The sequence below is a fragment of the Devosia ureilytica genome (assembly GCF_024273195.1).
Classification (GTDB): Bacteria; Pseudomonadota; Alphaproteobacteria; order Rhizobiales; family Devosiaceae; genus Devosia; species Devosia ureilytica.
In genome coordinates, this window is sequence record NZ_JAMZCU010000003.1 from 168,783 (window position 1) to 195,367 (window position 26,585).

At 59.3% G+C, this 26,585-nt stretch carries 26 protein-coding genes; 10 read left to right on the top strand and 16 right to left on the bottom strand.

The genetic code is table 11. The annotated features are described in order from the left end of the window. Positions 1-365 precede the first annotated feature (365 nt). The 8 genes from NIM87_RS08710 to NIM87_RS08745 form a co-directional block, all read right to left on the bottom strand. A complete protein-coding gene (locus NIM87_RS08710) occupies positions 366-1,481 on the bottom strand; it encodes an AAA family ATPase (RefSeq protein ID WP_254674265.1) in 1,116 nt (371 codons plus the stop codon). Between the two features lie 54 nt (positions 1,482-1,535). Continuing rightward, positions 1,536-2,156 carry a TadE/TadG family type IV pilus assembly protein gene (locus NIM87_RS08715; protein ID WP_254674266.1) on the bottom strand — a complete coding sequence of 207 codons (621 nt, stop codon included), beginning with the start codon at positions 2,154-2,156 and terminating at the stop codon, positions 1,536-1,538. Next, on the bottom strand, positions 2,153-2,653 hold the full coding sequence (locus NIM87_RS08720) for a TadE/TadG family type IV pilus assembly protein (protein ID WP_254674267.1): 501 nt from the start codon (positions 2,651-2,653) through the stop codon (positions 2,153-2,155). The genes NIM87_RS08715 and NIM87_RS08720 overlap by 4 nt, the downstream gene beginning before the upstream one ends. Next, entirely contained in the window at positions 2,650-4,125 is a 1,476-nt protein-coding gene (locus tag NIM87_RS08725) for a pilus assembly protein TadG-related protein (RefSeq protein WP_254674268.1), read from the bottom strand. Before NIM87_RS08725 ends, NIM87_RS08720 begins: the two co-directional genes overlap by 4 nt. A gap of 77 nt (positions 4,126-4,202) precedes the next feature. Next, on the bottom strand, positions 4,203-4,460 hold the full coding sequence (locus NIM87_RS08730) for a hypothetical protein (RefSeq protein ID WP_254674269.1): 258 nt from the start codon (positions 4,458-4,460) through the stop codon (positions 4,203-4,205). 4 nt (positions 4,461-4,464) lie between these two features. Next, on the bottom strand, positions 4,465-5,949 hold the full coding sequence (locus NIM87_RS08735; RefSeq protein ID WP_254674270.1) for a type II and III secretion system protein family protein: 1,485 nt from the start codon (positions 5,947-5,949) through the stop codon (positions 4,465-4,467). A 41-nt stretch (positions 5,950-5,990) separates the two neighbouring features. After that, on the bottom strand, positions 5,991-6,887 hold the full coding sequence (gene cpaB / locus NIM87_RS08740; RefSeq protein WP_254674271.1) for a Flp pilus assembly protein CpaB: 897 nt from the start codon (positions 6,885-6,887) through the stop codon (positions 5,991-5,993). Positions 6,888-6,950: 63 nt separating this feature from the next. Further along, positions 6,951-7,127 (bottom strand): Flp family type IVb pilin, encoded by a 177-nt coding sequence (locus NIM87_RS08745; protein WP_254674272.1) that lies wholly within the window; start codon positions 7,125-7,127, stop codon positions 6,951-6,953. Positions 7,128-7,591: 464 nt separating this feature from the next. On the opposite strand from NIM87_RS08745, the gene NIM87_RS08750 reads away from it, so the two are divergent. Genes NIM87_RS08750 through NIM87_RS08770 form a run of 5 tightly spaced genes read left to right on the top strand, consistent with a single transcriptional unit; the run spans position 7,592 to position 11,997 of the window. After that, on the top strand, positions 7,592-8,986 hold the full coding sequence (locus NIM87_RS08750; protein ID WP_254674793.1) for a CpaF family protein: 1,395 nt from the start codon (positions 7,592-7,594) through the stop codon (positions 8,984-8,986). Between the two features lies 1 nt (position 8,987). After that, positions 8,988-9,953, top strand: coding sequence for a type II secretion system F family protein (locus NIM87_RS08755; RefSeq protein ID WP_254674273.1), 966 nt, complete (start codon positions 8,988-8,990; stop codon positions 9,951-9,953). 1 nt (position 9,954) lies between these two features. Next, on the top strand, positions 9,955-10,929 hold the full coding sequence (locus NIM87_RS08760; protein WP_254674274.1) for a type II secretion system F family protein: 975 nt from the start codon (positions 9,955-9,957) through the stop codon (positions 10,927-10,929). A 40-nt stretch (positions 10,930-10,969) separates the two neighbouring features. Next, positions 10,970-11,485 carry a tetratricopeptide repeat protein gene (locus NIM87_RS08765; RefSeq protein ID WP_254674275.1) on the top strand — a complete coding sequence of 172 codons (516 nt, stop codon included), beginning with the start codon at positions 10,970-10,972 and terminating at the stop codon, positions 11,483-11,485. A 47-nt stretch (positions 11,486-11,532) separates the two neighbouring features. Continuing rightward, positions 11,533-11,997, top strand: coding sequence for a prepilin peptidase (locus NIM87_RS08770; protein ID WP_254674276.1), 465 nt, complete (start codon positions 11,533-11,535; stop codon positions 11,995-11,997). Positions 11,998-12,580: 583 nt separating this feature from the next. On the opposite strand, the gene NIM87_RS08775 is transcribed toward NIM87_RS08770, so the two are convergent. After that, complete coding sequence (locus NIM87_RS08775) at positions 12,581-13,228, bottom strand: TetR/AcrR family transcriptional regulator (RefSeq protein ID WP_254674277.1); 648 nt, start codon at positions 13,226-13,228, stop codon at positions 12,581-12,583. A 120-nt stretch (positions 13,229-13,348) separates the two neighbouring features. Between NIM87_RS08775 and NIM87_RS08780 the strand changes: the two genes are divergently transcribed. Continuing rightward, the gene (locus tag NIM87_RS08780) at positions 13,349-14,242 is read left to right on the top strand and encodes an NAD(P)/FAD-dependent oxidoreductase (RefSeq protein ID WP_254674278.1); all 894 of its coding nucleotides are present in this window, start codon (positions 13,349-13,351) and stop codon (positions 14,240-14,242) included. 331 nt (positions 14,243-14,573) lie between these two features. Here NIM87_RS08780 and NIM87_RS08785 read toward each other — a convergent pair whose 3' ends face one another. Both NIM87_RS08785 and NIM87_RS08790 read right to left on the bottom strand, forming a co-directional pair. After that, on the bottom strand, positions 14,574-16,847 hold the full coding sequence (locus tag NIM87_RS08785) for a hypothetical protein (RefSeq protein WP_408640061.1): 2,274 nt from the start codon (positions 16,845-16,847) through the stop codon (positions 14,574-14,576). Positions 16,848-17,297: 450 nt separating this feature from the next. Beyond that, complete coding sequence (locus tag NIM87_RS08790; RefSeq protein WP_254674280.1) at positions 17,298-17,870, bottom strand: hypothetical protein; 573 nt, start codon at positions 17,868-17,870, stop codon at positions 17,298-17,300. Positions 17,871-18,821: 951 nt separating this feature from the next. Here NIM87_RS08790 and NIM87_RS08795 point away from each other — a divergent pair. Then, positions 18,822-19,010, top strand: a complete 189-nt coding sequence (locus NIM87_RS08795; protein WP_254674281.1) for a hypothetical protein — start codon at positions 18,822-18,824, stop codon at positions 19,008-19,010. On the opposite strand, the gene NIM87_RS08800 is transcribed toward NIM87_RS08795, so the two are convergent. Beyond that, positions 19,007-19,891, bottom strand: a complete 885-nt coding sequence (locus tag NIM87_RS08800) for an alpha/beta hydrolase family protein (protein ID WP_254674282.1) — start codon at positions 19,889-19,891, stop codon at positions 19,007-19,009. The two genes, NIM87_RS08795 and NIM87_RS08800, sit on opposite strands and share 4 nt — an antisense overlap. Before the next feature lie 157 nt (positions 19,892-20,048). On the opposite strand from NIM87_RS08800, the gene NIM87_RS08805 reads away from it, so the two are divergent. Beyond that, positions 20,049-21,170: an NADH:flavin oxidoreductase/NADH oxidase gene (locus NIM87_RS08805; RefSeq protein WP_254674283.1), complete on the top strand. Its 1,122-nt coding sequence runs from the start codon at positions 20,049-20,051 to the stop codon at positions 21,168-21,170. Between the two features lie 107 nt (positions 21,171-21,277). Then, entirely contained in the window at positions 21,278-21,709 is a 432-nt protein-coding gene (locus tag NIM87_RS08810; RefSeq protein WP_254674284.1) for a hypothetical protein, read from the top strand. Between the two features lie 32 nt (positions 21,710-21,741). Here the strand turns inward: NIM87_RS08810 and NIM87_RS08815 are convergent, their stop codons facing one another. Both NIM87_RS08815 and NIM87_RS08820 read right to left on the bottom strand, forming a co-directional pair. Then, entirely contained in the window at positions 21,742-23,670 is a 1,929-nt protein-coding gene (locus NIM87_RS08815; RefSeq protein ID WP_254674285.1) for a potassium transporter Kup, read from the bottom strand. Between the two features lie 158 nt (positions 23,671-23,828). Further along, entirely contained in the window at positions 23,829-24,446 is a 618-nt protein-coding gene (locus NIM87_RS08820; RefSeq protein WP_254674286.1) for an NADPH-dependent FMN reductase, read from the bottom strand. 329 nt (positions 24,447-24,775) lie between these two features. Between NIM87_RS08820 and NIM87_RS08825 the strand changes: the two genes are divergently transcribed. Further along, the gene (locus NIM87_RS08825; RefSeq protein ID WP_254674287.1) at positions 24,776-25,171 is read left to right on the top strand and encodes a hypothetical protein; all 396 of its coding nucleotides are present in this window, start codon (positions 24,776-24,778) and stop codon (positions 25,169-25,171) included. A 22-nt stretch (positions 25,172-25,193) separates the two neighbouring features. Here NIM87_RS08825 and NIM87_RS08830 read toward each other — a convergent pair whose 3' ends face one another. Next, the gene (locus tag NIM87_RS08830; RefSeq protein ID WP_254674288.1) at positions 25,194-25,946 is read right to left on the bottom strand and encodes a pyridoxine 5'-phosphate synthase; all 753 of its coding nucleotides are present in this window, start codon (positions 25,944-25,946) and stop codon (positions 25,194-25,196) included. Positions 25,947-26,030: 84 nt separating this feature from the next. Then, positions 26,031-26,585, bottom strand: coding sequence for an acetolactate synthase small subunit (gene ilvN, locus NIM87_RS08835; RefSeq protein ID WP_254674289.1), 555 nt, complete (start codon positions 26,583-26,585; stop codon positions 26,031-26,033).

Below are 26,585 nucleotides of genomic sequence, written 5' to 3' on the forward strand. Positions count from 1 at the left end.
CCAATACCGGCACGAGGTGCCGCACCGATTCAATCGGCCGATATCACAGCCGATATCACACAGGTCGCAGGTGATTGATTTGAATGTCGCCTGCGGTGTGGGAAATGGTCTTCCCGCTTTCAGAGGGTCTTCGTGGACAGAGGATGTGTCGTCTAGGAAAGTTGGGGCCGCTTCCAGTCTGTCCGGTGTTGACCGGCGATTAGCGACAAGCAGCCATTCATCGTAGGCAACCCATCGAGACGATTGGCGGTCGAACCGAGTCCTAAATTTCCCGTGCTAAGCCACAAACTCAACCGCGGTCACGTGTCGGGCGATGTACAGAAAAATCCATAAGAGCACATAGTAAAAACAGCTGAAATTCGCGATCAAAATATTTTCTTAAAATATCGATTCATGTCTTTAACAAATCTCGAGCGCGGGGAAGATTCAAATGGGATCATTGCTCGATTTACGGCATCTTCATGTAAGGCGCTATCACGCTCGGATGTATAAAACTGTTGCATATCGAGAAGTCTTGCAACGTCGCCTCGCGAAATGGTATTGCCGAACAACTTAAAACGCGTCTTGTTGGCAAGTAATGATATACCGGTTTTGCCACGAACCGCCTCAAGGTAACGCAACAATTGTTTGGCGTGCCGGAGGCCCACGACATTGGTCTCAAATACGATGAGGAGGTCGTCGCTATGGCGTACAACATCGTCGAACCATGGGGTGCGCAAATTGGGCAAATCGATGATCACCTGACCATGACGGGCCGTAAGTTGGTCCAGTAGCCGCAGGGTAAAGCGTTTGGCGGATGCGGCAAAAAAGAGGTCTGGTCTCTCGAAGGAATAGATATCAAAGTCTTGTTTATACGTGACCTTGATCAAGTCGAGCAATTCGGCGTCCAACCGATCTGGATTGGCGATGACATCATCCAGGGCAAAAGCGTTTTCCGCGTTTATATAGGCTGCGCAGCTTCCGGTCTGAAAATCGAGGTCAACCAGGGCCACAGGGCCTGAATGAGACAGATAACGCCCCGCCATGAGCGCTACCGTAGTGGCCCCCACCCCGCCCGATGCGCCGATGACTGTCGTTACACGTGCCAGCGCACCACCGCCCGCGATCTGCAACAGAGCCGCACTGATATCCTGATCCTGCAAGGGTCTTTGCAGCCAGTCGACAGCGCGCAGTTTGATGACCTGCCGCACCTTGTCGGCTTCGAGCGCCTCGGAAACCACAACAAGCGCTGCCCCAGCCAGCTTTTCGCCAAGCACCTTGAAGCGAGGATCCGTTAGTAAAGCGCCATTGCCAATGTCGAGGATGATCACCGCGTGACAGGACGGGTCGGTCGCACCGGAGAGCAGTTTTTCGGGCGTGGACTGGATCGCCGTTCGACTATCGGAAGCGGACAGACGCTTGGAAAAACTGGCCGCCAGGTTGGCATCTTCCGTATAGATGCCAAGGGTGGATCTGGTCGGGCGAGGCCTGTTGGGGGGCATGGGCACCACTCTTTTGTACAACTGCATGGTTGAGACTTGGCCACCACGATCTGCTCAGGAATCCTGGCATTCCGGAGGGCTACGAGATCGGTCGTTTCCACACGTCCAGAGGTCTTCGCCCGTCCGTGTGCTTTGCATATTGGGCATGGTTATCTGGTTCTGCATGCCATCAAAACCGGGGAGGTCCGGCAGGAAGAAGAAGTCAAAAGGCTGGCCCTCGATGCTGACTGAAATGCTCGGAACCGCGCCGCCGGGGCGGGTCCAATACCCCAGCCCGGTGGCCTCGTAGATGACCTGCACATTGTCGTCTTCCAATTGCGGAAACCGATCCTGCATCTTCGTCACCAGCTCAGCATAGGTGGCTGCATCAAACCCGGCATTTGGCCCGCAGCCCGCGCTGTTGCAGACAAAGCGGAAGCTGCCACTTGGCATGGTCTCGCCGATCAGGGCGGGGTCGTTTGTGGCGGCGTTGGTCAGAATGCTGGCCTGCGCAATGGGCGCCGACACTGCGGCATAACGCGTGCCCAATTGCACGGCCGCGTTGGCGGCATTCCATTGATAGAAGGCATTGGCGAAATCCACAAAGCCCAGGACCAGTACAAGCAATAGCGAAATCACCAAGGTCATTTCGACCATGGTGGCGCCGGCCTGATCCTTGATGAATCGCCAGATCACCACCCGATCACGCGCTCCTCGTGCTCCATGGACAGAGTGAAATCATCCAGGCCGATATAGGCGGCAAGTCCAGAGCCGATGTAGGGATAGTCGGTGCTGACCCGCACGACGTGTACCGAACCAGAATTGGAGCGGTAATTCTGAAGGCCGTCTTCGTCGATGGTGATGGGCGTCGTCTCATAGGCGACCTGGACGAGGTCAGTCGTCCAGTCGCTCACCCGGGGCGTGAGGGCAAGGCCATTGACGGCAATGCTCCTACCCGCACTTTCGCAGGCGGTTGCGGGATCTGAACGGTAGCAGCGGGCGATGTATCGTGCGCCATCGCGCAAGCCCGCTTCGATCATGAGCTTTGTATGCATAATTCCGGAAAACTCGAAAACGCCCGCCGCAATCAGCAACATGAAGGGCGTGATGAGCGTCATTTCGACCAGAGCTGCGCCCTGCTCCTCCCTCCAAAACCGCCCTGTCGCCCTCACCCGCTGCACGATGGAACTCATCGGTACAACTGCACTTGATCACGTGAGAAATTTTCCATCGTACCACGCCCGGCGATACCGTCGATGTCGACTATCTCGGCGCGAATATCGCCGCCGGTACGGGCCTGACTCACCGGTTCAGTCAAGAAAAAGCTGGCATAGCCGACCGCCGGCACAGACTCGCCACTCGCACCATTGAGCTGATCGGCCTGTTCCAGGCAATTGACCAGCGCGCCATAGATCAGGCGCCGATCCGAATCGACGGCCGGAGCGGCGCTGCAAGCCGGCGCTCCGGTTTCGCCGCCCAGCGAGGCGCGCGACACCAGATTGTTTTCAATTTCGTAGATGTAGAGATCGTATCGCGAAGGCGGATTGGCATTCGAATAGGCCGCCCCATCCGCATCGACAAAGGCGGCCATGTCGGCGGCAGAAAAATTGTTCGCCGCGAGGTACCCCTCATAGTCCCAGAGACCGTTGCCGAGCTTGCCTCCGAGATCGGGGTAAGCGGTGTCCGGCGTGAAATGCCTATAGAGGCTTAGGTCCGTTGCCTCCTCAGTGTTGCATGCGGCGTTAGCCCCGCCGCCATTGCCCGCTTGATAGCCTTTTCGAACGTTCGGGGCCGGTGGAATGGTCACATCATCAGACTTAAAAGACCCTCCATAAATATCAAAGCGCACATTAATTGCGTCGCGCACGGCAGGCTGAGGACCGCCCGTCCGGAAATACAGCCCTCTGGACGACACGCACTCGCGCAGGTGCGATCGTGCGATATCGGAAGCCAGATCCTGGGCGCCGTAGCCATGTTCTTCCTGGGGGCGCAGAAAACCAAAATTGCCGGGCCCCCACGCCCCCCCCGAACCGCCATCATTGGAGACCAGCCGCAGGCCACGCCCGAAAAAATTCTCGTCATTGACGATCTCGTGGAAAGACACGTCCATGCCTTCGAACGGATTGCAGATGAAGAGGGGCGTCATCTCGCAGACAACGGTGCCGGTAAAGCCGGCAACGGCTTCCGGCGACAGGGTCAACGTATTACTGCTGCCCAGGAAACTGGCGGGAAAGATCGAGGTGAAATCTGTGTCGTTGACCACGACACGTACATAAGTGGCCGTATCTGGCCCAGCTTGCCCCCAGCCATCCATGGAATCACTGTCATCGACGGGGATGCTGGCATGGAATGTCGCCGCAACGTCATCTTCAGTGAGAGTGACAGTTCCCGAATCGGAAAACCGGCTCTGGTTTTCAAGCAGATTGGCTATCGCGTCATTGGCGCGGGCGATGGAATCTTCTCGCCCATCCAGTTCTGCGGCAGCAGCCAAGGCGAAAGCGTCGGCGGCCTTTTGCAAGTCATTATGCAGATTGTAGGCCCGCGCCATATCGACGGCGAGCAGCGCAAAGCCGACGATGACGGGCAGAAGGATGGTGACGAAAACCAGCGCTACGCCGTCTTCGTCCTGGCTAAACCGGTCGAGTGTGCTCCTCAATGGGTTCATTACACACTCCTGCCACTTTCACGCGAGCGCCAGCGGCGCGCTAACCCGGGCCTTCGGATCTAGGGTGCGGCCGGACCTCATGGCGTGCCCTCGCCCGTCTCATCGGGAATGACCACGCCGTCCTTGCCCAACCCGCCTATGGCAAACATGGAGGGCTTGGACGGATTGGCGGTCTCGCGCTCGATATTGGCCCGCACGGCATTGCCGCCGGCGAAGGTGATGCGGTCGGAGCGATTGAGCTGGTCATAGGTACAGGCGGCAAGGGTGACCGTCAGGCTTGCCAAGACAATCACCTTGCCGAGCACTCTCCAGTTGAAGGCTTGCGCGTGTCTCATCGGCTCACTCCGTATCCACGATGTGGCCGAATGGGCCGATAATGCCGTCGCCATTCTCGAATTTCTGAACCAGTTCGCGTGTCACCTCGACCTGACCGAGAAGGAAAAACTCGGCATCATTGCTGGACTGTGCACTGTCGAGCGGCGAGACCGCGACCTGCCCTGGCACGCTTGGGCGGACCAGTCGGGGTGTGACGATTACCACCAATTCGGTTTCGCGCTTCTGATAGCTCGACGACCGGAAAAGCGTGCCCAGGATGGGGATATCCCCAATCCAGGGAACCTGGTCTTGCTCGCGCACATTGTTGCTCTGCAGAAGGCCGGCAACGGCAAAGCTCTGGCCGTCCCGCAATTCGATGGTGGAATCCAGATTGCGAGTGCTGAAAATGGGGTCGCCATTGGCGGTCAGGCCCGCCAGCTCACTGACTTCGGGAGCCAGACGGATCTGGATACGGTCCCCACTCAGCACAACCGGAAGGAACTTCAGCTGAACACCGAAATCCTTATACTCAATCGTGCCAAGACCGTCGGCGTCTAGCAGTCGGACCGGCACTTCACCGCCGGCGAGGAAGCTTGCCTCTTGCCCAGAGAGGGTTGTGAGATTGGGCTCGGCAAGCGTGCGCACCGCGCCCTTGCTTTCCAGTGCATTGATGATCAGGTCGAGATTGACCGTGCCAGAAATAATATTGGTGATGAACGTCGCAAAGGTATTCCCGGTCCCCGCGGCCGTAGAGCCGGGGGCACCATTGCGAATGACACCTATATTGTCGCCAGCAAACACATTTTGGCCAGTCATTGCGGCCGTATTGCCGGGACCTCCATTGACACCGATAACCTCGTTAGGATTGTCGGGATTGAGCGCAATTGGCCCCATGCGCCAGTTGATGCCCAGTTCCTTACCTGCAGTCCGGGTCGCTTCGAGGATGCGCACTTCCAGATTGACCTGCTGACCGCCCTTGATGGCCACGGCATTGATGATGCTATCCGAGCCATATTGCGAGGCTACGGCGATGACCTGGGCCAGGGTCTCGGCGTCGGGCACTTCACCCGTCAGGCGCACACGGCCATTGACGGTCCCAACCTGAACATTGGACGTCGGCACGACGCTACGGATGGATCTGGCGATATCGTCCGTATCGACGCCGACCTCGACCTCGATCAAGCCCACGGGTCGACGATCGGCATTGAACAGGCTGACTGTCGTCCGCCCCAGATTTTTGCCCACTAGGTAGAGCGATTGGTCGGTAATCGGTTGCGCATCGGCAATTTCGGGATTGGCGACTACCAGTTCGCCCACTGCGTCGCTTACCGTGACCGTAACCGACTGCGATTGCGGAAGATTTATCCGCAGAACTGAAGTAGTTGTCAGGTCATAGACCACAACCTGGGCCTGCGCTGTCGCTACTGAGCTGATCAGCGCAAACACGGTTACAGCAAATCCGAGAATGGACTTTGCAAAGCCTGGTACCGAAATTCTGCAGTCTCGCATACGTCGTCCCCCAGTCGGGACAAAGTTGCCCCGAATTGCCCCTAGCGACTGAAAATCGGGACATCGTAAGTATCCCGCACAACACCCCTTGTCACGCCAACCGACACAACTGACGGAAGCGCAGACGCCATGCTGGGCACAACTTCCTTAACATTCGCTTCGACTTCGGTAAGCTCTTCTTCAACTAACAGAGTCTCGACGGGCTCACCAGCGGGTTCGCCATTGAGATCTGTTAGCGAGATGCGTCGTGTGGTTTCCTGGTCACCATTGGCGGCTTCACGCAGCGCCAGCGACAATTGACCAATGCCAGCGGCCAGCACCAGTTTCTGCGCTTCGACCGTCGCGACTTCGAGCGTCACGGTCTTGACCACGGTCGGATTCTCCTCGCGATCATTAGCGCTTTGATCGATGGCGAGAACTTTGACACCCTGCAACAACACATCGACAAAGGATTCGTCGTTCTGCTCGCGCGTCAACATGATGTCGACGCGGTCTCCGGGCAACACGAAACCGGCAACGCCGAGCACGTCGTTGACGCGAATGGAGATGGCGCGCATGCCGTCCGCCAAAACAGCGGACAGGGTGGCGCGTTGACCAGCGCCAGTGATCTTCCAATTGAGAATGGGTTCATTGGCCTCAATGGCGGTGAGCACCTGGCGCTCGCCTTCCTCGGCCTCTGTCAATTCCGTGCGGCTACGGAAACTGCCGGCGGGCAGCACCGAGGCCGTCCAGGGAATTTCCCGGACATTTTCTTCGGTCAGGCGATCGCCAAAGCGCAAAGGCACGGCTGCCACAACAATTGTGTCCTCAGCCTCCACATCGGTCGCGACCGCTGCAGCGATGGGCTGGCGGTTCTGCAGTATAATGCTGGAGAGAAAGACTGCGCCCACACCGAACGCCACGGCAAGCGTGAGCATCAAGATTGTTCCGATACGCATGAATCGATCTCCAATCAGATACTGAACAGGAGGCGGCGAGCTTTCACTCGCCGCCAGCGTTTGTTAGCCGGGAAGATTGGTATCCAGGGTAGTCCACTGAGTGGTGACCCAGCCACCAACTGCGATGATCATCGTGATTGCGGCAACCGTGACGATGCCGATCAGCACCGAGTATTCGATCATTGCGGCGCCTTCATCTTCCGACCGGAAGCGACGAGCCATTTCTGCGATTTTAGTCATGTTCCAAACTCCCTAATTGAGCGATTCCGGGGGAAGGGCACCGCGCCCTTTCCTGCCCCCTGAGGTAAATTAACGCTCTGTTAAGGATTGCCGTCAATCGGCCTGAAGCACCAGGAAAGCACTCATGGTCCCAACGACTTCCCGCCTGTCGGTGACAACTTGTTGGAATCATGAATGATTCAGCCCTTTAACTATGCGCGCAATTGTCAATCACAAATGCAGGTAAACACACAAGACAATGGAGAGTCTTCGTCGAGCATGCATACCAGGATACGCACTTGCAGGATTTGACACCTGTGTTCAGCGACAATTTCTGTGCAATAGAGGCGGCCGTGATCCCAAGACCCGGCCATCGTTTTCCTGGCGGACATTAGCGATGTTGACACGTTTGGCATGCAAACTTGCTCACGAACTACGTTGGTGCAATGATCTTGCGCGGCTAGGTGTGGAGGGACGGATTGGCAATGTGGGGGCGCTTCTCAGGCGAAAGCCGTCCTGCCGATGATCCGCAGGTGCAGGCCGATGCTCCGACGAACGTTGATGTCATCGCGCCCGCGACGATGTCCACGGCCGAGCAAATGCGCCATAGCGACAATTATCTGTCACTCAAGCTCGACCTGCACGCGTTCCTCATTGAAAAATACAATCTTGCCGCGCTCGATTCGATCGACGTGGAAGGACTGCTGGGCGAAATTCGTCCGATTGTTCGCGACTATGTGCGTGACCAGGGCATTGCGATGAATGCCGCCGAAATTGACGCTCTGGCGGCCGATACTGCCGACGAAATGCTGGGCCTCGGCCCAATCGAGCCGCTGCTCAAGGACGACAGTATTGCCGACATCCTTATCAATACGCATCGCCAAGTCTATATTGAACGGGGCGGGCAGTTGGAAAGCACGCCCGTACGCTTCAGCGACGAGGCCCATCTGCTGCGCATCGTCAACAAGATTGTTGCCGGGGTTGGTCGGCGCGTCGATGAATCCTCGCCGCTCGTGGATGCGCGCCTAGCCGATGGCTCCCGCGTCAACGTAGCTGTGCGACCCATATCCATAGACGGGCCGCTGGTGTCCATCCGCAAATTCTCGCGCCGGCCCTATACGCTGGAGCGCCTGGCGGCGTTCAACTCCATCTGCCAACCCATGATCGATTTCCTGCGCATTGCGGTCAAGACGCGAAAGTCGATCCTGGTTTCAGGCGGAACGGGCAGCGGCAAGACAACCCTGCTCAATGCATTGTCCAACTACATTTCGGATCGCGAGCGCCTGATTACGATTGAGGACGCCGCCGAACTGCAATTGCAGCAACCCCATGTTGGCCGCCTGGAAACCCGTCCGCCCAATATCGAAGGACGGGGCGAGATCCGTCAGCGCGAACTGGTCAAAAATGCGCTGCGCATGCGCCCCGACCGCATCATCGTGGGCGAAGTGCGCGGCGAAGAGGCCTTTGACATGCTGCAGGCCATGAATACCGGCCACGAAGGATCAATGACCACGATCCATGCCAACACACCTCGCGATGCGCTCTCGCGCTTGGAACAGATGATCGGCATGGCCGGCATGCCCATGTCTCAAGAAAGTATCCGCGGTCAGATCGCTTCCGCCATAGACATCATCGTGCAGACCCAGCGCCTGTCCGACGGTGGACGCCGCGTCACCAGCATTGCCGAGATCACCGGCATGGAAGGTACGGTGGTGCAGATGCAGGAAATCTATCTGTATTCGCGAACCGGTACCGGCGAAGGGGGGGCGGTTCTGGGACATTTCCAGGCCACAGGCGTGCGACCCAGATTTGCGCCTGAAGCCGAAGCCATGAACCTTACGTTCGAGGCCGACGCGTTCAATCCCAGGACGACATACTGACATGGCCACCGAACAGCTCGTACTTTATGTCATCTACGCTTTGGCCGCGGCCGCCGCGGCCATGATGGTCATAGCGCTGGGGCGTCTGTTTGAGGATCGGGGTGCGCATAGGGCTATCAACCGGCGTCTGAAGCGCCTGGCGGCAGATGAACACCCGCAAGAGACACTGGCCGCCCTTCTGACGGAGCGCGGCCTGTCGGTGTCAGGCGACTATCTTATGAATATAGTCTGGCTCAATCGACTGTATGTGCAGTCGGGTCGAACAGGCCGGCCGCTCACCTATTTCGTGACCTATGCATTGGTGGGCACCGGGTTGGCCCTCGCCCTAACCTTTTTACGGTTGCCGCTGCCGGTCGCATTGTTAGTCGGGCTTGTGGTCGCCATCATACTGCCTCTTGTCATGCTGCGCCGCGCCCGTAGCGCCCGAATCCGCAAGTTCGAAAAGCAACTACCCGACGCACTTGATATGATCGTGCGCAGCCTGCGAGCCGGCCATCCCACTTCCGTTGCCGTGGGCCTGGTTGCGCGCGAGATGCCTGATCCGATCGGGACAGAGTTTGGCATTGTCTTTGACGAGGTGAGCTTCGGTTCGCAATTGGAGACTGCCATCCGAAAGCTGGCTGAGCGCGTCGGATTTGAAGGGTTGCAACTTCTCAGTGTAGGGGTGGGCATTCAGGCAAAAACCGGAGGGAACCTAGCCGAAATTCTCGGCAATCTGAGCGCAACACTGCGGGAGCGTCACACACTAAGACTTAAAGTCCGGTCCCTGGCCTCAGAAGGGAAGATGTCGGCAATCATGATGTCGCTTTTCCCCCTGGTCATGTTTGGCATCCTGCTTTTGATCGCACCGAGCTATTATGGCGCCGTCTGGGATGATCCGCTAGTTATGCCTGTCTTTACTGTCTTCGGGGTGTGGGCCCTATTTGGCGATTTCATAATGTATCGCATGGTCAATTTCGATTTTTGACATGGCGGTAATTGATTTCATCAACGCAATCGTAGCGGGTGGCAATGCCGAAATCTATGTGATGGCGCTGGTCTTTCTGGCCGCTGTCACTATTTTTCTTGCCATGGCACTCTTGCTCCGGCCCGTTTTCCAAACCCAATCACATCTCAAGCGAGCGCTGGAAGAGGAAGGCCTTGGCGATCGGAGATCACTAGGAGCCCAGGCGCATCTGCGCCGCCTACAGGTGCAGAAGCCCATCGAAGCGTACTTCCGGGCCATTGAGCGGAGCAATGGACGGACTGACGCTCTTGAGCAGCAATTGTTCCGCGCGGGCTTCTACGGTCGCGCCGCACCCTTTCTGTTCCAGCTTTCACGTATTCTTCTGGTGGCCGGCGCTTTCTTCGTTACCTTCTCCACCGCCATGGCCTTGCTACCCGCAGCAATTCCAACGCCACTCATTTTCGGCGTCTGCCTCGTGTTCTCGTTGGGCTTCATGGTGATCCCGGCCATTGCGCTCGATGTCTACGCCAATGGCATCAAGGAAGAACATCGGCGCGGTTTCCCCGACTTCATGGATATGATGATCACCTGCGCGGACGCTGGAATGAGCCTGGAGGCGGCGGTTGGCCGCGTCAGCACTGAGTTCGCGTCAACACATAAGCACCTCGGCGTGCAACTCAATATTCTCATGCTGCAACTGCGCGCGGGTAAACCTCTGCGCGATGCGTTGCACGACCTTGCCGATCGTGTCGGGCTGGATGAAGCCAAGGCGCTTGCCGTTCTGTTCCGCCAATCCGAGGAACTTGGAACAAGCCTGGTCGACGCCCTGCGGGTTTACAGCACCGAGATGCGCCGCCAGCGCATCCTCAATGCGGAAGAGAAGGCGAACTCCCTGCCGGTCCGCATGGTTTTGCCACTTGGTCTTTGTGTATTTCCGGTAGTATTGATGATCATCATGTTACCGGTCATTATCCGCATGCGCGGCGTATTCTTCTAGCGAGTGAGACTCGACAGGAATGGCTCAGGAGCACCACCATATGCCGATCAACATTCGCACTACCGACCTTCAGCGCGTGCTGGCTTTTGTGCTCGTCGCGGCGATCTTGGCCGGCTGCAGCACCATGGGTGCTTCATTCGGGGGACGCGCGGGCGATCTTGTGGATGTCCCGGGCGTCGAATTCTACGCTTCTGATCAAGCGATCTCGGAAGCCAAGGCACATTTTCGACGCGGAAACTACGGTCACTCCGCGACGCTTTACAAGCGCGCGTTCGAACTCAATGCCAAGGACGCCGAAGCGCTCAACGGGCTGGCAGCATCATATGATCGGCTGCGCCGCTTCGATCTAGCAGACCGGGCATACGAGCAGCTTTACAAGCTCAGCGGTGGGACCGCGGCCTATTACAACAATGTGGGGTATTCCTACTTGCTTCGGGGCAATCTGATCGCGGCACGCACTAACTTTCTCAAGGCATACGAACTCGACCCTGACAATGCGACTGTCGCCAACAATCTCCAGTTGCTGGGGTCGAGCCATAGCGTAGCGCAGCGGTAGCTAGCCAGGGGGCGGATGTGCTGGTTGGCGTGACTTGGATCATTCTAATGGCGGCCAGCGTTTTTGTGCTCGGTCGTATTGTCATTACGGACTTTCAAATCCAAAAAATCCGCAATGAACAGGTGCTTCAACTGCTTGCCCTTGGCGTATCGCTCCGCGCTCTGGAGTATATGCAAGGCCTTCAAGCCGCTTCTCTGTGGCAGCCTGGACTCATCACGGCCGTCTTATTCCTGCTGCTAATTGGGTTCTGGATGACAGGAAAGCTGGGCGCGGGCGATGTAAAACTCTTATCGGTTATCCCGATCCTGGTTGGCGTAAAGGGATTGCTGCCCTTTGCTGTCATTTTCCTGGTGCTTGCCAACGCCATCAGTTTCTTCATGAGACGGCCCGACCTGGTGCCGCATTTGCCGTCGCGGGCGCATTTGCAGACGCTGGCCCTAAATAATCGGGTGCCACTTGGCGTGCCGATTGGTCTGGCTGGCATTGCTGCGCTGGCATATTCTCAAGTCTAGCTTAGCGCCGACCGCGCCTTGAATTGGGTGAAGAGTGTTAGCTTCGACAGCTACCGGCGCGTCTTGTTAAGCTTGACCCGGATGCATAGTGCTCGACCTAACCGCGGCAAGCGGCAGTGGTTCAAACAGCGTATAGCGATCACAGCGTCCATGAACGCCATTGTCACGTCGACCCGCCCCCCATTGTTCTGGCAATTGTCAGAGCGAAGGGGACGTCTGACGCTACCCGATGAGATGGCAAATGCCATGACAATTGCCGATCTGGAAGAGAAGCGGGAATTGCCAAGTATTCTCCGCCCTGGCCTTCGCAGTTATTATCGCGAGGCAACGTGGGCGGCGCCTGTATCTGACGGGCGATAGAAGCATGTGGCAGGCCAAATGGGGTCAGCTGACGGAAGTTCACCAGTTTTGCCTCGATTTAGTAGGCAGGCCGGCAACTTTCGGGAAATTGCAATTGCAACCTGGATGACCGTTTCGGGGCGCGCTCCGGTCCGGCAGATGCCGACCCCGTTTCGGTCATTCGCGAGCCGGCTCATGGTTCTCGAAAGCTGCCATTCGCAATGGCAGCGCGGCCTCGTCCAAGCTATCCGCCTGCGTGTTCACCCCCACCGTGCGCGGCCATGAACATTGCGATTGCCGACCGGCAATAGGATTGGATTTCGTTGTCGTCATCTGCTCTCGCCTCATCGAAGCGCGCGATAATCAGGAGGTCGCATCCTTTGAACAACGCGGCGAACAGGCGGGCGGACCGGAGAGGATCGGGCACGTTCAGACCCCCCTTCGCGTGCAACTGACGCAACAGAGCTTCGATTTGGGCGATGATGTGTGCCGGGCCGGCTTCGTAATGGAGCTTGCTCAACGACTTTTGATTCGCCGTGTCGGCCATGACCATAGCTTCGACACTGCGGACTTCCGGGCTCAACAGCGTGCGAAGCAGGGATGATCCCACCGCCCTGAGCTGATCTTCGGCCGAACCATCGACGCCTTCAAAAAGGACCTGTGGTAGAGACTGGTGGCAGCGGGCCGCAAAGGCCGCGCCGAACAGCGCCTCCTTGTTCTCGAAGTGCCTATAGATGCTGAGCTTGGATATCTTCGCTCGCTGCGCGACCTTGTCCAATGTCGTCGCTTGAAAACCCAGTTCCGCAAAGAGTTCGCCCGCGGTGTCGACGATCGTTTGGCGAAGCGCCTCGTTGGCGGGCCGGCCGCGCCGGCCTTGGCTGTTTTCGGTCACGATAATTCAAGTCCTTGACAGTATCGTAATTCATGCATTACGATACCATGTAGTTTCCCAAACGCAATGGGCAGGTTCAACCGGGCCCAACTCCTCATCCACAATACGGAGCCCGTCACCATGGATGACGTCATCATTATCGGCGGCAGCTTTGCCGGTCTCGCCGCCGCCCTCCAGCTCGGCCGCGCCCGCCGCAAGGTCACCGTTCTCGATACCGGCCTGCCGCGCAACCGCTTCGCAGGCCACTCGCATGGCCTGCTCGGCCACGATCACAAGCCACCGCTGGACATCCTGGCCGAGGCGCGGCAGCAGCTGGCGCGCTATCCCACGATCAAGCTGGTCAATGCCCGGGCCGACAGCATCTGTGGCGCCATCGACGACTTCTCCGTCCTCACCGGCGATGGCGAAAGCCTTGCGGCGCGCCGGCTGATCCTGAGCTATGGCGTCGCCGACCAGATGCCTGCTGTTCCGGGCTTTGCCGAAAGCTGGGGCACGTCCATTGTGCCCTGTCCCTATTGCGACGGCTTTGAAGTTGCCGGCCAGCATTGGGGCCTCGTCTGGTCCGGCCCGCAATCGCACAATCAGGTCAGGCTGTTCCACGACTGGACCGACGCGCTGACAGTCTTCGCCGATGGTCACGACATCGCATCCGATATCCGGGCCGATCTGGCGCGCCGCAACATACCTATCGTTGATGGCCGGATCACCGAGATCGCCCGTCAAGGAGGCCACAACGCCATCGTCAAGCTCGATACCGGCCCCAATGTCGCAGTCGATATCCTGTTCGCGCACCCGCGCAACAGGCCGTCCGCAACCCTGCATGAATCACTGGGCCTCGTCACGGTCACCACGCCCCTTGGCATCGCCCTCAAGGTCGACGAGCGCCGCGAAACCAGCATGCCCGGCATTTACGCCGCCGGCGACCTCGCCAACCCAACCATGGCCTCGGTCACCACGGCCATTTCGCAGGGCGCGACGGCGGGTATCTCCGCCCAGCAGTCGATGCTGGCTTGAGAGCAAGGATTCCCCTCTCCGGCACGGGCTCCCATACGGCGTCGCCACCGTCGGCCGCCCAATAATACCGACCGGGTCTGTTGCCAGCCCCGATAGAGCCGTCGGCACGCCCGCCAGAAGCTGACGCACTGCTATCCCGCGCCAAGTTTGCCAATCGTCGGGCGTCTGCTTTTCTTGTCCACTGAGCCATAAACAGACAGTCCGTTTTCCACCCCTGAGACGCCAACCTTCGCAAAGCGGACCAGCAGCTTTCGGGACCTCGCTAAGGCGCGCTGAATGTCTCAAATGGGGCGCATTGCAGCCGACATTTGACTACCTTGAATTCCTCGTCTCAGGCCGCCTCCCACACCCGGTTGAGGATTTTGGCAGCGATAGCAGCCTTATCCTGGGGTAGAAAGCGCCCGTAGTGTTTGGCCACCATGTCGGGCGTATCTTGGATTGCGTAGCTGGCCTGCTCATATGAGCCTGTCTGCTTGAGGATATGAGTTGCCAGTACATCTCGGACGTTGTGCGGGCCGTGCGGCAGCAAGCCACGGATCACGCCCCGGCCGGTGTATGGATTGTAGATCCCGTAGCGCTGAATGGTCAGGCGCCAAGCTTCGTAAAAGGTGTTCTGGTTGTACGATGCGTCGGCACTGGTCCGCTTGACCGACTTCACGAAAAAGGTGCCAGGGTCCGTTGCGTCGCCGATCAGCCGAGCGCGGTGCCGGTCGAGGTAAGCATCGATCATGTTGTAGAGCCCGGCCAGGTCCGGCAGCACCAGCCGGAAAGGCTTCGACCCAAAGAACGATGAAGTCGAGTTCTTGAAGGCGACTGCCGGGATCAGGACTTCCCAGCCCTGTTCGCGATCGCTCCAGCGTAGTTCCCCCCTTTTCCTGTCCTCGAGGTGCCGCTCCGATGTCGGCATCCGCCCCCGCGGGCATACCAGGAGCTCGCGCAGGTTTCGCTGCCGCAGCCCGAGGTGCATACCTAGGCGCAGTAGCAGGAACGATCTGACTGCCTCGGCGGCGGCGCGCGGATACCGGCGCTCATCCGGCATCAGGCGAACGATCTCCTCGGTGATCTTGCGGTATTCGCCAACGGGGCTATCGGACTCTAGTACCGGCAGGATGGGCTTAAACGGATCGCGGTGTACGCGGGCGACGCGCTGGATCTCCTTGATCCGATGCCGGGCATGCCTGTGGAAGGTCTCGCAGGCAGCGTCCCAGTCCTTCTTGGCCACCTCGACGTCGTGGTCGGAGATGAGGCCGGAAATTGGTCGAAGTCGATCGGCCAACTCTGGCGTCTGCCGTATCCAACCGGTGTCGGCACGGGTCATGCCTAGGACAACGCTCAGCATGTCGACTTCCCATTTCGTGTAGAACCCGCGCCGACGCTCCCGCCATTGCAGGTACCAGTCCCATACGGCAGGAAAGACCAGCATGGCGAAGCAAAGACTATCGAGCTGTACGCCGCAGCCCTTGACCGTGCTCCGGGGATCTGACGCCAAGGAGCCGAACATGAGGCTGAGATGCTCGACCTTCTGCGATGCGGTCTCCTCGTTCCAGACGCCGTTGCGCTGGAAACCAAACGCGGTCAGCGTCGCCGTCTTGAAGCGGAGGAGTTCGTTCATCTCCCGATCCAACGCCGCCGGCGCATCGACCACGGCCGACTGCAGTTCTGCATTTAGGTCATCGAGGTCGACATCCGGATTGTCATTGGCGGTGACCGGCTTCCGTTTGCGTCCCAGGAAGGCGGTGAAGCGCACGGCATATTTCTGCTTCATGGCCTCGGCCTGATAGCGGCGGTAGTCGGTCGATCCGGTTATGATGACGCGGCGCACCCAAGTCAGGATCTCGTCCTGCTCAGCTTTCGACCGGCTGAGGAAGTCGTCGGGCAGATGCCAGGCCAGGCGCCGACGCTCATGGGCTGAGATACCCTCGAGGCCGTGTCCGTAAGTTGCCCGCCCGCGGTTCGGTATCTTCAACTTGAAGTAGCCCTCGGGCAGGCGATACCGGCGCTCTACCTTCGCCAGGACGGCCAGGCTCTGCACCGTACGCGGAAATAGCTGGCCGGTGCACCACTTCATCAGGGTACGCTGGTCATTGGCATTGCCGTTGCTATTCAGTGCCAGATACAGATGCCGGACCGTGTCGCCATGGCGCCGCATGTGCAAGTTCAGGGCCTCGGAGAGGGTCTCGGGTTCCGCCCATTCGGTCCACAGCGGTTCAGGAAACTCGACGATGGCCTTAGGCTTCGGGCCTCGCTTTCGCGGGGCCGGCTTATCTGCGGCCGCTGACGCTCCGGAGCGGGACCGCGATCGGGTCTTTGGGAGCTTGGCGGTCAGAATATCTTCCGATGGCGTCCGAAGGGAAGGCGCCACATCCTGCATGGCGACGGCACGCGATACGGCATCGAAGACAGGCTGGAGCTGATGCCGGGCGGACTGCAGTCGTTCTTTCTCGATGCCGGCGGCGACGCCCACCATTGCCCAGTCGATCCAACGACCTCGATATGGCGGGAAGGCTAGTAGCTCAAGGAGATCCGTCAGGTATTTGCACACCGCGGACCGCTCGCTTTCCTCTAGGACTTTCGCCAGGCGCAGCCGGCAGAAATCGGAGATCATTCGCGAGGTCAGGGCGGCCTTAGGCATCGGCGTAACGCGTCCAGGGTTTCGGGCGCGCACGCAAATGACCGAGTCGATTTAACGAAAGCTTTGCGGATGGAGATCAGGTTCCTGACACTCTCCAACTGAGAGCCGCAACGACTTGGCCCCAACAACGTGTCTGTCCTCACGTTCGCTCTTGGGAGCTGCAATCTGATCGCTAGCGACCACATAGGTGGGGGCTGAGTCGCCTCGAGCTCTAGCGGTCGACTGTCGGCGTCGAGGACTTAGCAGTCATGCCCTGCACCAAAGAGGTGGGGACCACAGCTTGGTTCTCAATGCGTAGGGGTCCACATTCATGGCAGATGTCCAGGCTCACCCGGTTGGATGGCCTAGGCGCCACTGACGGACGCCTTATGGCTGTCCAGTAACACTCAGCGACTCTGCAGGTGCCAGCTCTGGCTCCTTGTGCTACGGTAGTTGCACTTGCGTTTCCGGTGCCAGTTCGGCTTGTGGAGTTTCGGGCGTCACATCTGGCGCCGCGTGTATAACGACGGGGGCAGCCTCGGGCATCGCATTTTTATCAGGGGATGATGCCAACGGAACAAGCGCGACCCAAGCTGCTACCGCAAAGGTCGCAGCAACGGTGATACCGCCGATCCAAGACACCTTCGTCAGTATCTTTTCCGCATCCAAGCTCGGCTGTATAACCAGTTTCTGGTACTCGTCCTGCGACAAGAAGCGATAGATCTGACTGCGCCACATGTCCCGCAGACCCCGCTGCAGCGCCGCAAACTTGTGGCCTGAATAGATGACTACAAAGATGTAGGCTGCGACGACTACCATCACCGCGAGAACCAAAGGGCCCGGAGCATTGGCGGCCACACGGGCTGCAATAAGGCCAATCCCAATCGCCAAGGCTGAGGCAATTGCCCCAACGACCTGTCGAACTGCGTCGGCGATCTTGCCTGTCTCGTCCGTGACAGCCTTCCGAAGGTCGGCCAGGGCCTTCAGGTTGTCGGCACTGACCTTGGCAACGGACATGGCGTGAGCGATTTTGGCCCCCTCGAGGGCATGACCGATGTTCTCCCGAAGGCATTCGAGCGTATTGGCGCCTGCACTCCCCGTTCGCGCGAACTCAGTGGCAAACAGCGCTCGACGCCCACCTGCCGACCGAGATCCGCATGCACCCGCGCCGCCGGTGTCCCCAGCGTGTGGTCGATGACAAGGTCTACGCCGCATTCAAATCCAGGTATGTCAGCCTGCGGGACCTGTCGCGAGATGCGGGTGTGAACCCCAAACGGCACCTGGTCGAACTGCGCGCGCGAGGACTTTGGCCGGAACCGGGTTTCCCGAAAGGCGCATTCCTCTACCTGCGAGAAAGCATCGGATAGACATCGACCTTTCATCGAGTGAAGCCCAGCCCGGCCTTGGTGCCGGGCTTTTTTCATGCCCGTCATCTCGGCATGGACTCCAACTTATGGCGGACTTTTCTCACAACTTATGGCGGACATTTTTTACAGACTATGGCGGCTAAAGAATCCAACTGTACCGCGCGTTCTTGAGAAAACCCCGGAAATCCAGGCTTTCTTACGTCACCAGAATCCAGATTATGACGGACTCTTACAAGCCTTGCCCGCCCGGGAACGAGCGGCTGCGCCGGACCGCCAAACGGCCTCCGGTTGTGATGTGGACGTGTCCGGAGGCGCGTGGGTCTCAGTTAATTTGACTACATAGAGACGTCGCCGCCTCTGGGACACCGGTCTGCACCAGACGCCCCGCCCTACCGTCCTACCGTCGCCCTAACACCCGATCCGCGATCTGGCTGGGCATAGCTGCGGTCTGCGGACGTTGGCTCTGCTTGCGTCCTGTGTGAGTTGGAGGCATGAGGGACGTTGTTCAAATCTTACGCCCAGATGCCTCCTGTTCCCAGGTGACACAATCTGAGCTCGCCCGCGCCCTAGACCGCAATATTCAGAACAACAGAGCCTTTACATGCCAACAGACCCCTCAAGCCTCATCGTGCTCGGCGTCGGCGCCGTCATCCTGGCCTGGTTGATCTTTTCGGTGATCAAGAAGCTGTTCAGCGTGGCGCTGGTCGCGGCCCTGGCCTTTGGCGGCTACATGCTCTGGACCAACCCAGACCTGTTGCGCCGCGCCATGGAAATGGTTGGCTTCGCCTAACCCAGATGCCGCCTGAAGAAGGCAAAGACCGCGGCGCGCATGCTCGGGGTCTCCTGATGACCAACACCGGGCTCGCTGACATATTCGAGCATGCCTGGCGCTCCAGCGTAAGCGGGCCGCAATTCCTCCATGGCTCGGTCCACTGCCTCAGGCGGGCTGAGGTGATCCGCCTCGCCCACGCAGATCAATTGCGGTCGCGGCGCGATCAGCGCGGCGATGGACCCGCCATCAGCTTCCTTCAGCAGACCCGGCACAGTGAGATAAATGCCGTGACCATCATGGGCGCCAAGGGCGATCATGGTGCGGAAATCGGCAAAGCAGCACAGATGCGCCACCGCCGAAATCCGTTTGTCCAAGGCGGCCAGCCAATAGCTGAGGACACACCCCATGGAGAGGCCGAAGGCCCCCACGCGGGACGCATCGACGTCTTCGCGCCCACAAAGATAGGTCAGCGCCGCGGCGTGATCGCACAGCATCTGCCCGAATAGCGACTTGCCGTGCCAGAGCAGCGCCTTGGCGGCAAAACTCTCGGTCACAGTGGCGCGTTCACCAAAGACCGGCATGTCGATGCAGAACGTCACATAGCCGGCGCGTGCGAATACCGGCCCCAGCGGGCCGACAAGATACTCGCGTCCGTCAAGCAGTTCGCGTGCGCCAATGGCGTAACCGCCGCCGTGCGAATGGCCGTAGAGGATGGCAGGTAAAGGCCCTTCCGCTTCCGCTGGACGTGTGAGAATGCCCCGCACCTCTTCATCGCCAATACGCAGGCGAAGGTGCTCAATGACATAGTCGCCCATCGGCTCGACCTGTCTTGAAACCAGGGTGACGCCCCGATCCTCGAAGCCGAGCAGTTCGCGAAAACGGACGGCGGTGACAGACATTTGCGACTCCGGCACAGGAAAATCTTCACCGCCAAGCCTAGCCACGGATATGCACAAGCCGCAACACAGCGTTCAATCATCGGCACTTGCCGATGAAGGACAAATGGCCCATGTAGGGCGCAGTCGACCCAGCCAATTCTCCGGCCAAGGAAATTTCATGTCCAAGCTGTTCTCGCCCATCGCCCTGCGCGGTCTTACCTTGCGCAATCGCGCTGTTGTGGCGCCGATGTGCCAGTATTCTGCCATTGATGGCGTCGCCAACGATTGGCATTTCGTGCATTTGGGGCGCTTTGCACTGGGCGGGTTTGGCTTGGTCATGGTCGAGGCCACGGGCGTCGTCGCCGAGGGCCGCATCTCCTATGGCGACCTAGGCCTTTGGAAAGACGAGCAAATTGCGCCGCTGGCGCGCATCGTCGACTTCCTGCACAGCCAGGAAACGGCGGTTGGCATTCAGCTGGCCCATGCCGGGCGCAAGGCATCGACGCCAGTGTCCTGGCATAGCGCCGAGGACCTCGCGACCCAGGAGGGGCGCCAGGCTGTGGGTTATGAACGCTGGCAACCCGTCGCGCCGAGCGCGGAATCCCATGATGAACAGAATGCCGATTTCCAGGTGCCGACCGCGCTCGACGCCGCGGGCATTGCCCATGTGGTGAACGGTTTTGTTGCCGCCGCCCGGCGCGCCGAAAAGGCCGGATTCGACACTGTCGAAATTCATGCCGCCCACGGGTACCTGCTCAACCAGTTTCTCTCGCCGCTCTCCAATCACCGCACGGATGAATATGGCGGGAGCCTCGAAAACCGCATGCGTTTGGTGCTTGAAGTCGCTGAGGCCGTCCGCGCCGCATGGCCGCAAGACAAGCCGCTGCTGGCCCGTATCTCAGTCAGCGACAATGCGCCGGGCGGCTGGACGCCGGAAGACAGCGTCGTGCTGGCCCGCGAACTCAAGGCGCGCGGCGTCGATGCCGTGGACTGCTCCAGCGGCGGCTTCGCCCAAGGCCGCATCGCCTCGACCGCCGCCTATCAGGTACCGTTCTCCAAGGCCGTGAAACAGGGTGCCGACATCCCTACCATGGCCGTTGGCCTGCTCGGCGATGTCGCCGCAGCTGAGGCAATTCTGGAAAACGGCGAGGCCGACTTCATCGCCCTGGCCCGCGGCGCGCTGGACGATCCGAATTGGGCCGTCCATGCCGCCCGCTTGCTCGATGGTGAATACAGCCTGTGGCCGGTGCAGGCGCGCCGCGTTGACGGCCGGGACAAGGCGTTGGGCATTCGCGCCTGATGCCTCCACAAGATCACGGCGGCAACCAAATTTCGCCGCGATCGGACCTTCACTCTTGCAGCCTGCTTCGCCCATGACCAAGTGAGGCAGGAGCCCGGGAGAACGACATGGATACCAAAGCCGCCATTTTCGCGCTGATGACCGTCTGGGGCGTTGGCGCCTGTGCGGCAGTACCGTCGCTCGCCCAGGAAGCAGAACCGGCCGCCGAGGAAGGCGAAGTCCGCGACGATAACCCACTGCTCAACCGCGTCTGGGTCAAGCAGGACGAAGCCTCCGCCCTGCCCGGCGTCATGCATATCTTTTTAGCGGACGGCACCATGGTGTCGGATTCGTGCTGGGAAACCTATCGCCTGTCCAAGTGGCAGCAGGTATCCGAGACCGAGATTTCCTGGGAAGAAGATGGCATGACCATCAGCGCCGACATTTCGGGGCTGAATGCGGATGAACTCGTGCTCAATCTCAAGCTCGTCGGCGGCGCCGAGGAGCAGCGCTTTGCACCAGCCATGGTGCCCTATGTCTGCCCCGACATGGAAAAGTGAGGCCACGGCCACACTGATCCAATTTCTCAGGGCTAGATAATCACCTGCGTGCCGATTTCGACCACGCGCCCGGTCGGGATGTGGAAGTATTCGGTGGCGTCGCTGGCATTGCGCGCCAAGCGGATAAACAGCCGATCCTGCCAGAAGCGCAGCGGGCCGGACTTCTGGCCCAGCTTCAATGAACGCCGTGACAGGAAGAACGAGGTCGACATGATGTCGAACTTCCAGCCCAGCTTGCGACCAAGGGCGAGTGCCTTGGGGATATTGGGTGTTTCCATGAAGCCGAAGGTCACGACGACGCGCGAGAACAACTCGTTATAGGCGTCGATGGTCACCTTCTCATCGTCGGGCACGCGCGGCGAAGTGGATGTGCGAACGGTCAGGATGACGTTCTGCTCATGCAGCACCTTGTAGTGCTTGAGGCTATGCAACAGCGCGGTTGGGGCGCCTTCGACATCGCTGGTGAGGAACACAGCCGTCCCCGGGACCGTTGTCGGCTTCTTCTTGGCGAGGTTTTCGACCAGGAACTCGAGCGGCACCTCATCGCGACGGGTCTTTTCGGCAAGTCGCCGGCGCCCCGTCATCCAGGTGACCATGATGATGACCAGCATCGTGGCGACAACCGCAGGCACCCAACCGCCCTGGAAGAACTTCGCCAGGTTGGCGACGAAGAAGCCCAGGTCGATAAGACCCAGGGGCACCACCACCGCGAGCGCCGAAAGGAGCTTCCAGCCCCAGATGCCGCGCATGATGATGAACAGCAGGATGGCGGTGACGAGCATTTCCCCGGTGACCGCAATGCCATAGGCCGCAGACAGTGCGCTCGAACTCTGGAAGCCGATGACCAGCACCATCACCGCAATGAACAGCATGGTGTTGATCTGCGGCATGTAGATTTGGCCACTTTGCGTTTCTGACGTATGCAGCACGTTCAGGCGCGGAAAGAGGTTGAGGTTAGTGGCCTGCCGCGCCAACGAATAGGCGCCGGAAATCACGGCCTGGCTGGCGATCACGGTCGCCATGGTGGCAAGGATCACGATGGGGATACGCGCCCACTCGGGCTGCATCAGAAAGAACGGATTTTCCGCCGCATGCGGATGGGCCAATACGTAAGCGCCCTGGCCGAAATAATTCAGCAGCAGGCAGGGAAACACGATCAGCAGCCAACCAAGGACAATCGGCTTGCGCCCGAAATGGCCCAGATCGACGTAAAGCGCTTCCGCACCCGTCACGGCCAGGAAGACGGCACCCAGCACCACCAGCGATATTCCGAGATGGTTGATGACAAAGGTCAGGCCGTAGAACGGGTTGATCGCAAAGAGCACCTGCGGCGCTTCGATGATATGCACCGTGCCGGAGACGCCCAGGGAGAGAAACCAGATGGCGGTGACCGGGCCGAAGACGGCGGCCACCTTGCCGGTCCCGAAGCGCTGCACCATGAACAATGCACAGATGATCAGCAGGGTGATCGGCACGATCCATCGGGTCAGCCGCGGCTCGACAACCTGCAGACCCTCAACGGCCGAGAGCACCGAAATGGCCGGAGTGATGATGGCATCACCGAAAAACAGCGCTGCGCCGACAAGGCCAAGCGCCAGGACAACGCCGCGATTGGATTTGACGGCACGACGGGCCAAGGACATCAGCGACAGGGTGCCGCCTTCGCCATTGTTATCGGCGCGCAGCACGAAGCCGACATATTTCACGGTCACGATCAGGGTCAGCGCCCAGACGATGAGCGAGAGCAGCCCCAGCACTTCGTCATAGCCCGCCACAGTTTGCCCGCCGTGCGTGGTGGCGTGCAATGCCTCGCGAAACGCGTAAAGCGGACTGGTTCCGATATCGCCGAAAACAACGCCCAGGGCGCCGAGTACGAGGATTGGCAGGCTGGACTTTACGTGGCCGGCCTGGTTGGTCGCTACGTCACCGGCTGGTTGGCCGGCAGTTTCCGTATGCGTCATGAGCTTGGGGGCTCTCGCTGTTTCAGGGCGGGCGCCGCTATACACCCGACACCGGTCACACACAACACCCACTGTACCGAATAGTTCAAAACGCAAACAGGGGCCGCCCCTTTCGGAGCAGCCCCTGCCTGGCAAACGAGGACTTGGAGGTCTTCGAATTATTCGGCGGCTTCGGCGGTCTCGAGCGCTTCCTCGTCGCGAGCAGCCTTGGCGGCAGTGCCCCACCAGACCAGCTGGTCGAGCATGTCCTTGGCGGAATTGCCGATCGAGCCTTCGATCTCGGCAAGGGTCTTGGTGCCACCAAAGCCGGGGTGCACGGACATGAAGTCGGCGCCGGCAATGTGGACGGCCGAACGGGTCGAAACCATCTGCAGTTCCACGCCAATGGTACGCAGGTTCTCAATGGCGCGGGCAGCACCAACGGTGCCATAGCCCACGGCGCCGAATGCCTTCTTGTTCCAGTTCACATAGGCCTGATCGAGGGCATTCTTGAGCGCACCGGTGATGGCGCGGTTATATTCGGCCACCACGAAGATGAAGCCGTCGAATTCGGAAATCTTGTTCTGCCATTTCACGGCATTGGCGTTCTGCGACGGCATCCAGGCATTGGAGGCCATTTCGTCAAAGAACGGCAGGTCGAAATCGCGCAGGTCGACGATCTCGGCAGCGATCTCGGGGCGCTCATTGGCCTTCTCGAGAATCCACTTTGCCGGGGTTTCACCGAAGCGGGTGGGACGAGTGGACGAGATGATGACGCCGATCTTGAGCTTGGACATTGCGATGCCCTCCTTAGTAACAAAACGTAACTGAGGCGATATATGTGCCTGCACCGAATAAGCTCAAGAAGGCACGTCTTTGTCAGCCGGGGACACAAAGCTGCCCCAGGCACACCGATGTAAGTATAAGAAATGTCAGCATTTTCGAATGAAATGGCAGAGTGGCTGCCCAAAATGGGCATTTTGCCGGGCTGAGGCCTGACACACTGTTCGTCAGGCCGAAACAGTAGGGACTGCCGCAGCGCGCCAACGCAGGTATCGGTCAGAATCAAGGGTGCCGCGAGGCCGCGAATTTACCAGAATCAAACAAAAGCGGAGCCGCCAAAGTAATGGCTCTTGCCTTTATTTTTGGCGCGATCAATATATCAGAACTTTCATGGGGGATTGGGAGAGAATTAATGAAGTTCGACATAGCCGCACTGGCCTTTGCTGTCGCGCTTGCCAGCACGACAAGTGCAAATGCGCTTGATCGTCGCGTGCGCATCAACAATTACACGTCATACGACATCATTGAATTCTATGCATCCAACAAAGATGCCACCACCTGGCAAGAAGACATTCTTGGTCGAAATATCCTGCCATCAGGGAACAGTGTCGTGATCAATATCGATGATGGCACGGGATATTGCATGTATGATTTTCGCGCCGTCTTTGAAGATGGCGACGATCTCGTGAAATACGGCAACAATGTCTGCGAAATGAGCGAGTTCAACTACCGAGACTGACCGGCAACACGACGCGGCGCTGTTACCCGGCCAAGACCGCCACATAGCGCCGTGTCGCCTCGGCAAAACCCATCAACAGGGCGTCGGCGGTGATCCCATGGCCGATGGATACCTCGGCAGCGCCGGGCACTGCGGCCTGAAAGGCCGGCAGGTTTTCGAGCGTCAGGTCATGCCCCGCATTGACATCCAGGCCGGCAGCCAGTGCGGCCCGGCTGGTATCGGCAAGCGCGGCCAGTTCTCGCTCCGCCTGCGCGACATCGTCAAAGCAGGCGCCATAGGGTCCGGTGAACAATTCCACCCGATCTGCACCTGTCGCCTTGGCGGCGGCGATGCCATTTGCCCCGGCATCGGGATCGCAGAAAAGCGAAATGCGCCGGTCGGGGCGCTTCATCCGCTGCACAATCGAAGTCAGGTAATTGCCCTTGCCGGCGAAATCCCAGCCGTGGTCGGAGGTTGCCTGCGCCGGATCGTCAGGCACCAGCGTCACCTGCTGCGGGTTCACCTGCTCGACAAGCTCAAGAAAGTCTTCGCTCGGATAGCCCTCGATATTGAACTCGGCCTTTGGATAGTCTGAGCGCAAAAGTGCGGCGAGCTCGAACACGTCGGTGCGCCGGATATGGCGTTCGTCCGGGCGTGGATGCACGGTGATGCCACTGGCGCCGGCGTCGAGCACGATCCGAGCAATGCCGGTAACACTCGGCCACGGGAGATCGCGGCGATTGCGCAACTGCGCGACGGCATTGAGATTGACGGAAAGCAGTGTCATGGCGGGCATCCGATAGAACCGGAGCCTGCCATACACCAGACTGGGCGCCCCGCCCAATCGAACCTTGTGATAAGTGCGATCAGCGTTACCTGATCACATGCCTTCCGGCCCGCGCGAAATCGCGGCCAGGCCCGTGCGAACCACTTCGATCAGGCCAAGCGGCTGCATCAGGGTAATGAAGCTGTCGATCTTGCTGGGCTTGCCGGTCACTTCAAACACGAAGCTCTCCACCGTCGCATCGACAATCTGGGCACGGAAAGCGTCGGCCAGCCGCAGCGTCTCGGCGCGCTGGTCGCCCGTACCATTGACCTTGATCAGCGCCAGCTCGCGTTCGAGATAAGCGCCCTCGGCCGTCAGGTCATGCACCTTGTGCACCGGCACGAGGCGTTCGAGCTGCAGCTTGATCTGCACCAGGGTCTTGGGCGTGGCGATGACGACAACAGTGATGCGGCTAAGTCGCTTGTCGTGTTCGGTCTCGCTGACGGTCAGACTTTCGATATTGTAGCCTCGGGCCGAAAACAGGCCGACGACGCGGGCGAGAATGCCCGGCTCATTGTCGACCAGGACCGACAGGGTATGGCGTTCCGACTGCTGGGTTTCCTGGGTCAGGAAATAGGCCGAGCCGGTGGGCTGCAAATGTGCGTTCAT

Bases quoted from the DNA above. Each gene is read 5' to 3' on its own strand.
- NIM87_RS08710 (WP_254674265.1), bottom strand. From the start codon at position 1,481: ATGCCCCCCAACAGGCCTCGCCCGACCAGATCCACCCTTGGCATCTAT.
- NIM87_RS08720 (WP_254674267.1), bottom strand. From the start codon at position 2,653: ATGAGTTCCATCGTGCAGCGGGTGAGGGCGACAGGGCGGTTTTGGAGG.
- NIM87_RS08725 (WP_254674268.1), bottom strand. From the start codon at position 4,125: ATGAACCCATTGAGGAGCACACTCGACCGGTTTAGCCAGGACGAAGAC.
- NIM87_RS08730 (WP_254674269.1), bottom strand. From the start codon at position 4,460: ATGAGACACGCGCAAGCCTTCAACTGGAGAGTGCTCGGCAAGGTGATT.
- NIM87_RS08735 (WP_254674270.1), bottom strand. From the start codon at position 5,949: ATGCGAGACTGCAGAATTTCGGTACCAGGCTTTGCAAAGTCCATTCTC.
- cpaB (WP_254674271.1), bottom strand. From the start codon at position 6,887: ATGCGTATCGGAACAATCTTGATGCTCACGCTTGCCGTGGCGTTCGGT.
- NIM87_RS08745 (WP_254674272.1), bottom strand. From the start codon at position 7,127: ATGACTAAAATCGCAGAAATGGCTCGTCGCTTCCGGTCGGAAGATGAA.
- NIM87_RS08750 (WP_254674793.1), top strand. From the start codon at position 7,592: ATGTGGGGGCGCTTCTCAGGCGAAAGCCGTCCTGCCGATGATCCGCAG.
- NIM87_RS08755 (WP_254674273.1), top strand. From the start codon at position 8,988: ATGGCCACCGAACAGCTCGTACTTTATGTCATCTACGCTTTGGCCGCG.
- NIM87_RS08760 (WP_254674274.1), top strand. From the start codon at position 9,955: ATGGCGGTAATTGATTTCATCAACGCAATCGTAGCGGGTGGCAATGCC.
- NIM87_RS08765 (WP_254674275.1), top strand. From the start codon at position 10,970: ATGCCGATCAACATTCGCACTACCGACCTTCAGCGCGTGCTGGCTTTT.
- NIM87_RS08770 (WP_254674276.1), top strand. From the start codon at position 11,533: ATGGCGGCCAGCGTTTTTGTGCTCGGTCGTATTGTCATTACGGACTTT.
- NIM87_RS08780 (WP_254674278.1), top strand. From the start codon at position 13,349: ATGGATGACGTCATCATTATCGGCGGCAGCTTTGCCGGTCTCGCCGCC.
- NIM87_RS08785 (WP_408640061.1), bottom strand. From the start codon at position 16,847: ATGATCTCCGATTTCTGCCGGCTGCGCCTGGCGAAAGTCCTAGAGGAA.
- NIM87_RS08790 (WP_254674280.1), bottom strand. From the start codon at position 17,870: ATGTCCGTTGCCAAGGTCAGTGCCGACAACCTGAAGGCCCTGGCCGAC.
- NIM87_RS08795 (WP_254674281.1), top strand. From the start codon at position 18,822: ATGCCAACAGACCCCTCAAGCCTCATCGTGCTCGGCGTCGGCGCCGTC.
- NIM87_RS08800 (WP_254674282.1), bottom strand. From the start codon at position 19,891: ATGTCTGTCACCGCCGTCCGTTTTCGCGAACTGCTCGGCTTCGAGGAT.
- NIM87_RS08805 (WP_254674283.1), top strand. From the start codon at position 20,049: ATGTCCAAGCTGTTCTCGCCCATCGCCCTGCGCGGTCTTACCTTGCGC.
- NIM87_RS08810 (WP_254674284.1), top strand. From the start codon at position 21,278: ATGGATACCAAAGCCGCCATTTTCGCGCTGATGACCGTCTGGGGCGTT.
- NIM87_RS08815 (WP_254674285.1), bottom strand. From the start codon at position 23,670: ATGACGCATACGGAAACTGCCGGCCAACCAGCCGGTGACGTAGCGACC.
- NIM87_RS08820 (WP_254674286.1), bottom strand. From the start codon at position 24,446: ATGTCCAAGCTCAAGATCGGCGTCATCATCTCGTCCACTCGTCCCACC.
- NIM87_RS08825 (WP_254674287.1), top strand. From the start codon at position 24,776: ATGGCTCTTGCCTTTATTTTTGGCGCGATCAATATATCAGAACTTTCA.
- NIM87_RS08830 (WP_254674288.1), bottom strand. From the start codon at position 25,946: ATGCCCGCCATGACACTGCTTTCCGTCAATCTCAATGCCGTCGCGCAG.
- ilvN (WP_254674289.1), bottom strand. From the start codon at position 26,585: ATGAACGCACATTTGCAGCCCACCGGCTCGGCCTATTTCCTGACCCAG.